This is a genomic window from Undibacterium sp. 5I1 (assembly GCF_034314085.1).
GTDB lineage: Bacteria > Pseudomonadota > Gammaproteobacteria > Burkholderiales > Burkholderiaceae_D > Undibacterium.
The window spans coordinates 3,504,172-3,518,133 of sequence record NZ_JAVIWI010000001.1 but is presented as its reverse complement, the minus strand read 5'-3'; the positions used below and the strand labels follow the sequence as shown (position 1 = coordinate 3,518,133).

Genomic DNA, 13,962 nt, shown 5'->3' with positions numbered 1-13,962 from the left:
TATCTTTGTAATTTTGATATTCCTCTAAACAATATTGTTGTTTTTTGAGACAAAGATAAAGCGCAGTATTGACACGAATATCCCAAAAATGTTCCTATGCAATGTAAGCGTTTTGAAACGATTAGTTACATTTGGATGTTTCAAAAGGCCTCTATATTTACATCAGAATAATCAAGAAACATTTGGTTATGAGGCGTTACAACTCGCACCAATAGCGCTTATTCAAATAAAAATTTGAGAAGCACATTGTTGACTCACATACTCAGGAAATTTCATGTCCAAGAAGAATCTGGTTTTTAAGAAAACGTTAGTCGCGCACGCGTTGACTGTCGCGTTTGGCGTAGGTGTGTTGGCAGTGGGTGCCAACCAAACTGCGATGGCACAGTCCAACACAGTTGGTACCGTGTATGGTAAGGTTGTAGCAGGAACAGCTACTTCCGTCGTGCTAAAAAATACCGATACCAATTTGACACGTACCGTTACAATCGATGCGACAGGTAAGTATCAAGCAACAGCTTTGCCTTCGGGGCACTATAAAGCAACCTTATTGAAAGACTCTTCTGTTCTTGCAACTACAGAATTGGACGTACTCTCAGGTCAAGGTGCAGAGCCAGATTTCGGTGCTGCCGCTAATGCTGGAGTGCAATCCATTGAGGTCTCTGCACGTCGCAGCCGTATTGACGTTTCTAACTCAACAAACGGTGCAACGTTCACTGCGAAAGAATTGGCAAAATTGCCAGTTGCTCGCAACGTCGATGCAATTATTCAATTAGCGCCCAATACAACTCGAGGCGATCCTACTTATGCAGCAGGTGCAAGTTTCGCCGGCGGCGGTGCTTCGGAAAATGCTTACTACATTAATGGTTTCCCTGTAACAAATCCATTGACGCAATTAGGCGCATCCGAACTGCCTTTTGGTGCAATTGCTCAGGCTGATATTTTGGTTGGTGGTTATGGTGTTGAGTTTGGTCGCTCTGTTGGTGGCGTAGTTAATATCACGGGTAAGAGCGGTACAAATAATTGGGAGGTCGGTGCAACAGCCTCGATTACACCTAACGCGCTGCGTGCAACGCCGCTTGATTATTACTACCCTGTGATTGGTGCTTCAAATACCAAAACTACTGATGGAACTCTGCGTTTCCGTCGTCAAGACAATTCCACAGAGCAGAAACAAGTGGGCGCCTATGTCGGTGGTCCGATTATCAAAGATAAGTTGTTCATGTTTTTGGCGGCAGAAGCGACTACAACGGATTTCTCCGGCGTGTACAACGGCAGAACATCCACCACAAACGCTGTAAATGGTTGGCAACAGCAAACAACAAAATTAAACCGTTACTACAGCAAGTTCGACTGGAATATTACAGACAATCATCGCTTAGAATTGACTGCATTAGGTGACTTGCCAAAAGTTGATAACAAATACTCTTCTTACGATTACACGACTCGTGTAGTTGGTTCAAAGATCAATTCATCCGATCACCAAGAAAATAATGGCGCTAATGGTGGCGAAGTTCAGATTTTAAAATATACCGGTAATTTGACTGATAACCTCACTTTGACTGGTTCTTATGGTCAAAGCAAGGCAACACATATCTATCAGCCAGCAGGTTACAACCCGAATGTATTCCAAGTAGCCGCCGATGCTAACAACCAAGCACCTGGTTTTAACTACAACAGTCCACAAGGCTTTAGTGGAAATCTGCCTTTTTCTGGTTCTACAGATACTGTTAAGGCCTTCCGTCTGGATTTGGAATATAAGTTAGGACAGCACACATTGCGTGCCGGTCTGGATAATAATTCAATGACATCCTTGAATGCTGGTGACTCCGCGGCGGGTGGCGGTAACTGGACATATCTGAAGTCAACGACGCCTAACTTACCAACGGCTGTTGCTGGTGGCACAGTACCTGCGCTAACACCATACGGCGGTCTGGCAGCTCAAGGTTACTACGTAGAGAAAATTTTGAGCTCTACAGTATCTAATGCATATGCAGATCAGGCAGCGCAATATATTGAAGATCGCTACCAAATTACTAAAGACATCTTGCTGACGGCAGGCCTGCGTAATGAGCAGTTCTCTAACTCAAATCAAGATAAAGTTAAGTACATTGAAATGAAAAACCAATTAGCACCTCGTTTTAGTGCTGCTTGGGATGTCAACGGTGATTCTTCTTTAAAAGTATTTGGAAGTGCTGGTCGTTATACAGTTCAGATGCCGACAGTGGTTGCTTTGCGTGGTGCTAATGGATCGTTGAATACGAATCAATATTTTGCATACACTGGTACCGACGCAAATGGTTCCCCAACTGGTCTGACTCAATTGACCAATGTATTATCTGCCAATAACGAATACGGCCAAGCAAAAGATCCTAAGGTGATTACTTCTACAGGCCTGAAGCCAAGCTATCAAGATGAAATTACGTTGGGTTTCGAAAAAGCTTATTCAGCTAATTTAAATTTTGGTGCGAAAGTAACTTACCGAACTCTGCGTTCTACGATTGACGACTTCTGTGATCAACGTCCATTTGATAAATGGGCTGCACGGAATAATGTGAGTACGGCTAATTGGCAAGGTTTTGGTTGTGCATCTTTCAATCCAGGCGAAGACAATGATTTCTTAGTTGATTTCAATGACGCGAACCCAGCAACAGCTCGTAAAAATTATACAAAAGTACATTTAACCGCAGCTGATCTCGGTTTCGAAAAAGCAGAGCGTAAATATACAGCTGTCGATTTATTTGCTGAGCATCCATATCGCAGTGGTTGGTACGGTAAGTTGAACTACACATGGTCACGCAGCACTGGTAACACTGAAGGTCAAACTTTATCTGATACTAATACTGGACAAGCTGACGTTGCAGCGACTCAAACTTGGGATTATCGTGAGCTGATGTTGTACGCAAACGGACTTCTGCCAAATGACCGTACTCACCAAATCAAAGCGTATGGTTTCTATGATTTGACTCCTCAATTGTCCGTTGGTGGTAATTTGTTACTCGCAGCTGGTCGTCCACGTTCATGCTCGGGTACTAACCCTACACCAGCTGATTCACCAAACTACACTTCAGCTTCGCACTATTGCTTTGGTGCAACTGGCGCGCAAAATATTCCATCACCACGCGGCACGGTGGGTAACTTAGAATGGGATCGTCGTTTGGATTTGAATATTGTTTACAAACCATCGTTCTTGAGTGGCTTGTCATTAAAACTTGATGTTTTTAACGTTTTTGATGCACAAACTGTACAAAAAGTGGTTGAACGTTACAACACAGCAAACGTTCGTTATGCAATTTACGAAGGTGTCTTAAGCTACTCTGCACCGCGTACCGCAAAACTGACAGCTGAATATAATTACAAATTCTGATTTATAGAATATGTAATGGTGTCTTTGTCTAAGTTACTTAGATATATTTAGTAAGATCAGCAAGAACAAAAAAGCCCCAGAAATTTGGGGCTTTTTTGTTGTTTTTTAGATTGTAATTTGATCTCTGCATGCTTTAATAACCAGCCTTAAAGTTAGTTTGAAAACGCTTTAAATAAAAGCTTGTTAAGTATCAAAACGAATAAGAAATTTAACCCCAGTTAAAGGAAAACCATGTCCGGTCTGTCACGCTCTGTTCTGATCGCTTTATCCGTCGTGTATATCGTTTGGGGATCGACGTATTTTGCGATTCATGTGGCATTAACATCATTCCCACCATTCCTCTTGATGGGTACACGTTTTCTAGCCGCGGGTAGTTTGCTATTTGCTTGGAAAAAATGGCGTGGTACTCCTAGTCCCAAGATACGGGAGTGGAGCGATGCAGGAGTAGTTGGTGTGTTAATGCTGGGTGGAGGCATGGGTTTTACGGCACTAGCACAGCAAAGTATTTCCTCAGGATTGACCGCCGTATTTATTGCTTGCTCCCCGATGGTTTTGTCGTTTTGCGTGGGTTTTTTTGGAGACTGGCCTAACCGTCGTGAATGGACAGGAATAATGATCGGCTTCGCGGGTGCCGTGATGCTGGCATTTGGTGGCGAATTTTCTGCCAAGCCAATTGGTGTGATTAGCTTAATCGGGGCGATTTTAAGTTGGGATATCGGATCAGTGCTGTCGCAACGAAAATTAAAAATGGCGCCGGGTGCGATGGGATTTGCCAGTCAAATGTTACTTGGCGGCGCATTTTTGATGATGCTTGGTTTTTTGATGGGAGAAAAATTCAATACGCCAATCACTGTCAACGCGTGGATAGCTTGGTCTTATCTTGTAGTTGCCGGATCTTTGCTTGCATTTACTGCGTACATGTATTTGCTAAGCGCAGTAACGCCCGCCCTCGCTGGCAGCTATGCCTACGTCAACCCTGTGATCGCGGTAATTTTAGGCGTTATGCTAGGAGGAGAAAAAATTGGCGTGCGTGAAATGATTGCAATAACGGTGATTTTAGGAAGTGTGATCCTGATTACTACTGCGCGTAAAAAAACAAATGCTGCGCTTGATGCTGAGCATAGCTAGACTCTAGAAAAACTCTGCAGTATCGTTCGATTTTTCGGCATGCAGGTCGCCACTGTCGACCAAACTATCGTAGTAGCAAGTACGATTTCTGCCATTGCTCTTTGCAAAGTAGAGCGCCTGATCTGCACGACCCATAATCGCAACTGCAGGCTCAAACGGATCAATGCGGGCAAAACCCACACTCACTGTGACTTGACCTACCTGTGGAAATGGATATTGCTCCACATTTTCGCGGAAGCGATCAAAAATATGGTGTGCATCGTCTTGAGCCGTAGCGCGCAATAAAATCACAAACTCCTCACCACCGAAACGGAACAATCTGTCGGTGGGACGGAAAGACGAGCGTAAGAGATTGGCGATCAAAATCAATACCTCATCGCCATACAAGTGACCGAATTGATCATTAACACGTTTGAAGTGGTCAATATCCAGAACCGCTAACCAATGTGGCTTTTCGGGTTCAACGGACCTGCGGTCTTGCTCTGGTTCTGTTTCGGTATTTTTTTGCTGAGAGCTAACCCGCAAAATTTTGGAGAAATTATCGTCAAAAGTCTTACGATTTAATAAACCTGTCAATGAGTCTCTCTCACTGTAATCGAGTAAGTTTTGGAAGTTACGATAAACGATCAAAATCCCTTCCATCACTTGAGAAGTATTTTCGTTATACGATTCAGGATTGGCGATTTCTAGACAGGTGTTTACCTTTTCGTTAGTCCAGATTGGTAGCCATATTAAACGCTTACCATCTTCTGACAAACCTTCGATCAAATTCTGATGTTTTGTAATGCCGTCTTCCAAGTTGGGGTACTTGGCAATTAGATCACCGGCTAAGTTGATGGCGCTAATATCTGCGACTTCCAGCACTTTGCCATTTTTAATCGTGATTTGTGACTGTACAAATGTTTGCTTGCCTACGGTGGTTATATCCAGCACGCGTGCATACTCAGCGCGTGTCAATTCACACAAGGCCGAGATGACAGAAATATTGAGGAGATCATGGTCACGATGACCAGTAATTTCCACAAGATGTTTAATGATGGAATCCATACCCTACTAAGAGTTAACTGCAATAAGCAAACGAAGTGGCACCGACAATACCTTAGCAACGATTAAGAAACAATAACTTAACAACAATTTACAACATCTTTGTCACAATTACTTATTTTTAATCGGTTTATTCTGAATATTTACTATACCCAATGCATTCAGGGACAGCAACAACTACAAAGCTACATAAAGCGATTTTTATAATTATTTTGCATTATGATGATAAGTAAGACACGCGGACTAGGTTTTTCGGTAAAACTCAAAGCTCATGGACTTAAGTTTGACATCCGTAGGACATTAGCAATGTGGTTAAATAGATCTGCAATAATCATTTTGATGAAGGATGGGCGCATGATAAATACAAGTAAAATACTTATGATTGCGTGCATATTTCTATGATCAGTTTAGCGAGGAGAACGGCAATGCTTGATAACTTTAAACGTTCCCAACTTACCACAATGGCCATCGGTTTGTTGAGTTGTGCATGTATGCTACCTGCGCACGCTGATCACATTATTCAGGTGATTGATAGTGCTGGCAAACCTGTCCTTGATGCGGTCGTTTATTTTGATAATGGTACGATTGAAAAAACCAAGTCCGCCAAAGTTGATATCGAGCAAAAAGATAAAAAATTCATTCCGCTGGTGACGGTAGTGCAGACTGGGACAGCCATCAGCTTCCCCAATAATGACACGGTACGGCATCAAGCTTACTCATTTTCGCCAGCGAAGCCATTTGAATTAAAACTGTATGCAGGCAAGCCCGAAGCACCGATCACCTTTGACAAACCGGGGACCGTGGTAGTCGGCTGCAATATCCATGATCAGATGCTGGCGTATATCCAGATCGTCGATACGCCTTATTTCGCAAAAACAGATGCCAGCGGCAAAGCAAAAATTACTACCCTGCCTGCCGGGAAATATAGTTTAAAAACTTGGTACTATCAACAAATGGCAAATAGCCCAATAAGTGAGCAAGCCGTTGTAATCAAGGATGACAACTCTGCGCTTGTTGTCAAATTGAATTACAAAGTAAATTGAACTTGATCGCAGTGTTCCGGGATTGACTGAGTTAGTTACGCTTACAGTAAGTTACGATTATTATGGTTTATCGACCGGATATTAAAACAGCATGCAGCCATTTCAAAAAAATGAAAATCGCCACAAATCAGCAAGGATAGTTCATGCGTTTGCATAGCTTGGAAAGCCGAGTTGTCACTCTGTTTATCGCCCTGACCCTGATGGTTCAACTCGCGGGTTTTTTTGTTATTCAAAATACGATCTATCGCAATGCGCGCGCCTCTATTCAGGAAGAACTGAAGCGGAGTGAAAAAATCTTCAATCGCTTACTAGATCAGAATGCACAAAAACTCATACAAAGTGGCGAGGTGCTCGCTAAAGATTATGCGTTTCGTGAGGCAATTGGTACCAACGATACTAAAACGATAGAGTCTGCCCTAATCAATCATGGTGAAAGGATCGGTGCCAGTTTTTCTATGGTAATAGGCCTGGACCGCAGCGTTACGGCAGCTACCAGCGATGTTTTTGCAAGTAGTTTTCAGCAATCAATTTTGCCTTTGGTGATACAGGCAGAACAAGTCGGTAGCTCTTACCGCAATGCCGTCGTCCAAGGTAAATCGTATCAATTAGTGATGGTGCCGATTAAGGCACCTGTCACTCTTGCCTGGGTCTTGATGGCAATCCCGATTGATCAGCGTATCGTCGCTGACATGCGTGAATTATCAGGCTTGCAGATATCCCTGCTAACTGAAAATCATGCTGACGGGAATAAATGGATGCCGGATGTTTCTACTCTCAATGCAGAACAAGTCGCCATACTCGCAACCCAGATTCCCAAAATTCAAGATACAAGCCAATCCATCGCGGAACTACGCATTGGCGATGAAGAATACAGCGCGCACGTCCTTAAATTAGCCGAAAACGAGAAGTGGGTTACGGTCGCCGTATTGCAGATATCTCTGAGCGAAGCCATTGCGCCATATAAACAACTACAACGAGATCTCCTGATACTCACCATACTTGGGGTCATCATCGCCAGTATTATTAGCGTTGTCACCACTAAGCGAATTACTGGACCTATGCGTCAGTTAGCGGATACTGCCAAACGGTTAGGCGCGGGTGACTATACTGCCACAATCAAAGTGCAACGCAATGATGAAATCGGCGATCTGGCGCGGACTTTTCTGGTCATGCGTGATGGGATTGCCAACCGCGAAAAAGAAATCCGGCGCTTAGCGTATTGGGACATTTTGACCAATCTGCCAAACCGGGCACTGTTCGTGAGCATGTTGCAAGATGCGATTACACAGGCAAGGGCAAAAAAAACTACCTGTTATATTTTGATGATGGATTTGGATCGGTTTAAACATGTCAACGATGTGATGGGACATGGTTTTGGCGACCAATTACTGACGCAGGTTGCCCTCAGGCTGACTAATGAGTTAGGACAAGGCACCATCAAACCTGCTCGCCTGGGTGGTGATGAGTTCGTCGTCCTGTTACCCGACTCCACTTTGCTGGAAGCACAAGAGCTGGCTGCAAAAATTTTAGCATCCTTAGAAAAACCAATTTCGATCGAAGATCAAACCGTTGATCTGGGTGCGGGGATTGGTATTGCCGGCTTCCCAGACAATGCCAATGATGCCGAATCCCTGTTAAGCCGCGCAGAAGTGGCGATGTATACAGCCAAGCGTGCCAACAGCGGCGCAGTAACCTATGTACCAGCCATCGACAAATCCAGCCAGCAAAGTTTGTCCTTGTTGAGCGAATTACGCACGGCGCTGGAACAGCAGCATTTCCACTTATATGTACAGCCGAAAGTCGCATTAGATACCGGTAAAGTAATCGCCGTCGAGGCATTAATCCGCTGGATACATCCAGAACGTGGCTTTATTTTCCCCGATCAATTTATCCCATTTGCAGAGCATACCGGCTTTATTCGCCAGTTAACTCGCTGGGTGCTGAATGACGCCGCCCGTATTTGTAGCCTTTGGATAGCGCAAGGTCTCAACCTGAAAATGTCAGTCAACCTATCTACCCGCGATTTACTGGATCAGGATTTGCCGAACAAGTTTGCCGATATCTTGGAGCGGCACCACATCACGCCTGCTGCGTTTTGTCTGGAAATTACCGAGAGTGCGATTATGGATGACCCGATCCGGGCGCAACAGACTTTAGAGGGTTTGCATGCGATGGGCGCTGATTTGTCGATTGATGATTTCGGTACTGGCTACTCCTCACTTGCGTATTTAAAAAGCTTGCCGGTAGATGAATTAAAGATCGATAAATCCTTCGTTCTGAAAATGGAGAAAGATATTGATGACACTAAAATTGTCAAATCAACCATTGATCTTGGCCACAACATGGGCTTGCGGGTGGTGGCAGAGGGGGTAGAAAATAAAGAAGTCATGCAACTGCTCAAGGACATGGGCTGTGATCAGGCGCAAGGCTATTACATCAGCAAACCCATGCCAGCCGAGCAGATGCTCACTTGGATGGCGCAGTGGGATGCGAGCCAGACGCAACTGGACGCCAGTATTGCAAGTAGTTGACTCGCCTTTTTGATTTTTTGCCCAAGTTTGATCAGATGAATCCTGATTAACCAAACTATACTCACTATGAGTATAGTTTGGTTACCCATAGAATGATTTATCTATATGCCGATTTTTCAAAAAAAGATGGGGAGTATATTGAAATTTAGTGCTAACTTTCAATTAATCGTTGCCTCCTTGATCGTTTTCGACCTAAGTTGGTTTTACCTGAATCATACTTCAAGCCATCACATCTGATCCATTTGATGCGATTTACGATCTCGTTTATGGTTGTACATACGGCTATCGGCAATCTTGATCAGTCTCACATAATCGTCGCCATCTTCTGGGAAGCAAGACCAGCCTATTGATACACCTACGCTGACCATCACATCGTCCAGCGCAATCGGCATCTTTACCAAGGTCGAAATTTTCTCTACCATACTGTGGATATCGACAGAGCTTTTGGTATCTTTGAGCAGTAGTACAAATTCGTCGCCACCATAGCGCGCCACAACGTCGGACTCGCGAATAGTCGCTCTCAAACGGGCGGCAATGATGACTAAAGCGGCGTCACCTGCATCATGTCCATAGTTGTCATTAATAAATTTAAACCTGTCCAGATCGACAAATAAGATCGTGAACACATGCTGCCCATGAGGATTATCTTTTGCAATTTTTTGTAGGTAACTAATTTGTGCGAATAGGGATTCCCGGTTAGCGACTTGCGTCAATTTATCAAAACGAAGCTTCTTTTCCATATCAATAAATGTTTGCGCAAGAATACCAATTTCATCATTGAGGCGGATATCCAGATTGGGCAAAGGCTGCCCTTCGCCAAATTTTTCTGCCGCACTAGTAAGTTTTCGGATGTCACGTATGACCCGGTCAATAATGGTCAGACCTATCGTCAGTGCAAAAATAATGCAGGCCACAGCAATTAACAAACTCTCAAAAAAACCTTGGTTGACGCTACTCATAAAATCGGAGCGCGGTACCGCAACCACCGTCAACCAGTTCAAACCCTGTTTATCACCTAAGGCAGCGACTGCGACGTCTACCGTACCGGTCGCCAAAGTGAACGCCTGGGTTGACGAGACAGACTTATCACCTTGCAAAATTTTTCTTTGCCACGCATAACTGCGATTATAAATTTCGCTAATTAAAGGAGTCTTCATTTCTGATGCACGCAAGCGTTGAGGGGCGTCTCTCGGATTCGGGCGTTTGACAGCCAGCTCATCGCCAGATGTGGCAACGATATAACCATCGCTATCGATGATGTAGGCGACACTGTTTTTACTGATTTCTAAAGTCCGTAAAAAATCTGATAGTACTTTTAAGGTCACATCGGTTGCGACTACACCCATTAAAGTATGGTCGGTCTGAAACACAGGCTTGGCCAGAGTCACAGTCGGTTCTGCAGAAGTGAAGTCGTTATAAATTTGCGTCCACACCGGCTTATCGGACGCGATCGCTGCCCGATACCAAGGGCGCAACCGCGGATCGTATTGATCTGTCCGCAATAATACCGACCGGTCGCCCGGCGTTGTCGCCTGATAAACCTGACGTTGGCGTGCGCCGGGCTCATGCCAATACACCTCTACGAAATCAGGCTTGATCCGGAACACACCGACCATGCGGCCATCCTGACCGCCGTAATAGACGTAATTATTTACGTCCATAAACAGACCGCTGGCAGTCCACAATTTAGATTCCAGCAAACTCAGATCATCCGAGAAGTTTTGTAATGTCGGCGCATGCTTAGGATCTGGTGCTATGGCATCAAGCGCCACTAACGCGCTGTCTAAATGTCGTTCCGTCGCGCCGCTGATGCGATTAACCATATCGGTCAAAATGCGCTGGGTCAGTGTGTTGACTGCAGCAGTACCCGCCTTCGTCGATACCCAGCCAATGGCGGCAGCAACCCCTATTACTAATATAGTAATGGGGATAACTAATTCACGACGTAGGGACGAACGACTCATCTGCTTTTGTATAATAAAGTGTTAAATATCGTAATCTGACTTGAAGAAAATAGTGAAGAATTTAATCTGGTTTTATAAGATATCAGGAATGTAGGTTCAATCAAAATCCTGTCACGGCTTTGCTCGGGCAGATTTAGTTTTTTTTGGTAAAGTGTTGCGTAATTTAATGCTGTGAGATCGTTTCATATCAAGATGTTCATATTATCGATACACAAAATATCAACACCCTAAATCACCCGAAGCAAAAAAGCTCAGCAACACCGATCGAGTACCAACGCTCTTTAGCCACAGGTCATTTGATGTACAAAAAAAATGTAATCGTAATCGCAAGTAATGCGCTCTTTTTTTGTTTGTCCTGGTCACTTTTTGGACAAGTAGCCAACGCGCAAAATTTGCCCTTGCCCGACATGGGCAAATTGACAGCGACTGGTGGCGTCAGCCAGCTAGAAGGTGCGGGCGGCGGTGGCATTACGCCGTGGGCGCTGATCACCGGTTATGGTAGTGAAGATAGCTATGGTGTCAACGCACATATCACGCAAGTGGACACCCAGGATTACCGCCTTAAAACGTACGGCGTCGCGCTGGGTTTTGCTGACAAACTGGAAGTGTCTTTAGCTAAACAAGAGTTCACCGGCAGCCGCGCCCCCTTGGATCATCTCAATATTCAACAAGATATTGTTGGTATTAAATTGAAATTGTCCGGTGATGCCGTGACCGATCAAGACACGCTGTTGCCGCAAATTGCGCTAGGTGTGATGTTCAAGCGCAATAACGGCGTGGCGGGTCTTGGGGCACTTGGCGTCACCAATGTAAAGCAGCTTGGCGCAGTCAGTGACAACGGCGTTGACTACTACCTGTCTGCGACAAAACTATATCTGGCACAAAGCCTGTTAATCAACGCCACACTGCGGATGAGCAAGGCAAACCAAATGGGCTTGCTCGGTTTTGGTGGTGATAAAAACGATCAATATAAACCCCTGCTAGAAGGCTCTGTGGTCTATCTGATCAACCGTAAATGGGTCGCAGGGATGGAGTACAGAATGAAGTCGCGCAACCTCGGTGTTGATAATGAAAAAGATTATGCCGACGTGTTTTTGGCTTATTTCCCGACCAAGAATTTTTCTGTCACTGCGGCCTATGCCAAATTGGGTGACATCACGGTGTTTAATCCCACCACGCAGCGCGGCTGGTATTTATCACTACAAGTTGGTAACTAGTAAACGACAAGAGACAATACAAATGAACGCGCGACCAGTTTTAAAAATCTCGGCTGTAAAACTCTTGAAAGCACTGCTGTTCGTCGTGCCCATGTTTGCAGCAAATTCAGACATCTACGCAGAGTCCGCAACACAGACCGATGCGCTTTATCAAGGCTTGGGTAGTGAGGCCGGCATTGGCAATATTGTTGATGATTTGATTCCATTAGTACTGGCAGATCCACGTATCAAAGAGTCGTTCAAAGAAACCAACATGAAGCGCCTGGCCAAGCTATTAAAAGAACAATTTTGCGTTCTCAGCGGTGGCCCTTGCACTTACTCTGGCGACAGCATGAAGGTGTCACACGACAAGCTCGGCATCACTGGTGCTCAGTTCAACGCCCTGGCAGAAGATTTGCAAATCGCGATGGAGCAACAGCATATTCCTTCATCGGTACAGAACAAACTGATTGCCAAACTTGCGCCGATGAAGCGTGACATCGTTGAACCGAAAAAATAGCTTCAAAAAATAGCCTCATACGATTTGACAATATGTCACACAATATTCGTGGTTATGTCGCATTAGCTTGAATCCGGTTTGCTAAGGCCAACGTATTTCTTCCACGAGACGCTCGTTGCTGAGATGCTCCCAACCCACCTATCAGCGAGGAAATGACTATGTATTTGACGATGTATCTAAAGAACCGAGCTTTACAAGCCGCCATGATCAGCAGTTTTGCCATGTTCTGTCAGCAGGCTAGCGCCCAAACTACCGCAGCTGCCAGCACATCGACATCAGCCGACACACCATCCAGCATGCGACCCGACATGGGCAAACTGACCGCAACCGGCGGCGTTAGCCAGCTAGAGGGCGCAGGTGGCGGCGGTCTGACGCCTTGGGCATTAATCACAGGTTATGGCACACGCGACAGCTATGGTGCGAATGTGCATTACACCCAAGTTAAAACCCAAGATTACGGACTCAAAACCTATGGCGTAGCCGTTGGTATCGCAGACCGGGTCGAATTGTCCCTGGCTAAGCAAGAATTTACCGGCAGCCTGGCACCACTCAACTCGCTCAATATCCAGCAAGATATTCTTGGCATCAAAGTCAAAGTCGCAGGTGACGCTGTGTATGACCAAGATAGCTGGATGCCACAAATTGCCGTCGGCGCGATGATCAAACGTAATAACGGCATCGGCGGCCTTGGCGCGTTGGGCGTCACCAATGTCAAGCAACTCGGTGCCAAAGATGATCGTGGTGTGGATTACTACGCTTCAGCCACTAAAGTGTTTTTGGAACAAAGCCTGCTGCTGAACGGCGCCTTGCGGATGACCAAAGCCAACCAAATGGGTATTCTCGGTTTTGGCGGTGATAAAGAAGACAAGTACAAGCCTATGCTAGAAGGCTCTGCTGCTTATTTAATCACCCGCAAATTAGCCTTGGGGGCAGAGTACCGGATGAAGCCACGTAACCTCAGCGTCGATAACGAAAAAGATTACTACGACGTGTTTCTGGCTTATTTCCCGACTAAAAATGTGTCGATCACTGCGGCCTATGCCACTTTGGGCGATATCACCGTATTTAATCCGACCAATCAGCGTGGCTTCTATTTGTCGCTGCAAGCCGGATTTTAATCTGGCTGTATCGCGCAACACAGCGCACAGGCTAAAACACATACAAGAACTGAC

General features: G+C 45.2%; 9 protein-coding genes. 7 read left to right on the top strand and 2 right to left on the bottom strand.

What is annotated here, in order from left to right:
- Window positions 1-274 precede the first annotated feature (274 nt).
- Both RGU72_RS15390 and yedA read left to right on the top strand, forming a co-directional pair.
- Window positions 275-3,364 (top strand): TonB-dependent receptor, encoded by a 3,090-nt coding sequence (locus RGU72_RS15390; RefSeq protein WP_322120562.1) that lies wholly within the window; start codon window positions 275-277, stop codon window positions 3,362-3,364.
- A gap of 231 nt (window positions 3,365-3,595) precedes the next feature.
- Window positions 3,596-4,492 (top strand): drug/metabolite exporter YedA, encoded by an 897-nt coding sequence (yedA, locus tag RGU72_RS15385; protein ID WP_322120561.1) that lies wholly within the window; start codon window positions 3,596-3,598, stop codon window positions 4,490-4,492.
- Between the two features lie 3 nt (window positions 4,493-4,495).
- Here the strand turns inward: yedA and RGU72_RS15380 are convergent, their stop codons facing one another.
- The gene (locus tag RGU72_RS15380; RefSeq protein WP_322120560.1) at window positions 4,496-5,515 is read right to left on the bottom strand and encodes a GGDEF domain-containing protein; all 1,020 of its coding nucleotides are present in this window, start codon (window positions 5,513-5,515) and stop codon (window positions 4,496-4,498) included.
- 446 nt (window positions 5,516-5,961) lie between these two features.
- Between RGU72_RS15380 and RGU72_RS15375 the strand changes: the two genes are divergently transcribed.
- Both RGU72_RS15375 and RGU72_RS15370 read left to right on the top strand, forming a co-directional pair.
- On the top strand, window positions 5,962-6,579 hold the full coding sequence (locus RGU72_RS15375; RefSeq protein ID WP_322120559.1) for a methylamine utilization protein: 618 nt from the start codon (window positions 5,962-5,964) through the stop codon (window positions 6,577-6,579).
- 143 nt (window positions 6,580-6,722) lie between these two features.
- Window positions 6,723-9,110, top strand: coding sequence for a putative bifunctional diguanylate cyclase/phosphodiesterase (locus RGU72_RS15370; RefSeq protein ID WP_322120558.1), 2,388 nt, complete (start codon window positions 6,723-6,725; stop codon window positions 9,108-9,110).
- Between the two features lie 227 nt (window positions 9,111-9,337).
- On the opposite strand, the gene RGU72_RS15365 is transcribed toward RGU72_RS15370, so the two are convergent.
- Window positions 9,338-11,074, bottom strand: coding sequence for a diguanylate cyclase (locus tag RGU72_RS15365; RefSeq protein ID WP_322120557.1), 1,737 nt, complete (start codon window positions 11,072-11,074; stop codon window positions 9,338-9,340).
- A 407-nt stretch (window positions 11,075-11,481) separates the two neighbouring features.
- On the opposite strand from RGU72_RS15365, the gene RGU72_RS15360 reads away from it, so the two are divergent.
- From RGU72_RS15360 to RGU72_RS15350, 3 genes are all read left to right on the top strand, one after another.
- Entirely contained in the window at window positions 11,482-12,291 is an 810-nt protein-coding gene (locus tag RGU72_RS15360) for a DUF3034 family protein (RefSeq protein WP_322121658.1), read from the top strand.
- 22 nt (window positions 12,292-12,313) lie between these two features.
- The gene (locus tag RGU72_RS15355; protein ID WP_322120556.1) at window positions 12,314-12,790 is read left to right on the top strand and encodes a group 1 truncated hemoglobin; all 477 of its coding nucleotides are present in this window, start codon (window positions 12,314-12,316) and stop codon (window positions 12,788-12,790) included.
- 296 nt (window positions 12,791-13,086) lie between these two features.
- Window positions 13,087-13,908, top strand: coding sequence for a DUF3034 family protein (locus RGU72_RS15350; RefSeq protein WP_322121657.1), 822 nt, complete (start codon window positions 13,087-13,089; stop codon window positions 13,906-13,908).
- The last annotated feature ends 54 nt before the right edge of the window (window positions 13,909-13,962 follow it).

Coding starts and splice junctions, on each gene's coding strand:
- RGU72_RS15390 (WP_322120562.1), top strand. CDS start 275: ATGTCCAAGAAGAATCTGGTTTTTAAGAAAACGTTAGTCGCGCACGCG.
- yedA (WP_322120561.1), top strand. CDS start 3,596: ATGTCCGGTCTGTCACGCTCTGTTCTGATCGCTTTATCCGTCGTGTAT.
- RGU72_RS15375 (WP_322120559.1), top strand. CDS start 5,962: ATGCTTGATAACTTTAAACGTTCCCAACTTACCACAATGGCCATCGGT.
- RGU72_RS15370 (WP_322120558.1), top strand. CDS start 6,723: ATGCGTTTGCATAGCTTGGAAAGCCGAGTTGTCACTCTGTTTATCGCC.
- RGU72_RS15365 (WP_322120557.1), bottom strand. CDS start 11,074: ATGAGTCGTTCGTCCCTACGTCGTGAATTAGTTATCCCCATTACTATA.
- RGU72_RS15360 (WP_322121658.1), top strand. CDS start 11,482: ATGGGCAAATTGACAGCGACTGGTGGCGTCAGCCAGCTAGAAGGTGCG.
- RGU72_RS15355 (WP_322120556.1), top strand. CDS start 12,314: ATGAACGCGCGACCAGTTTTAAAAATCTCGGCTGTAAAACTCTTGAAA.
- RGU72_RS15350 (WP_322121657.1), top strand. CDS start 13,087: ATGCGACCCGACATGGGCAAACTGACCGCAACCGGCGGCGTTAGCCAG.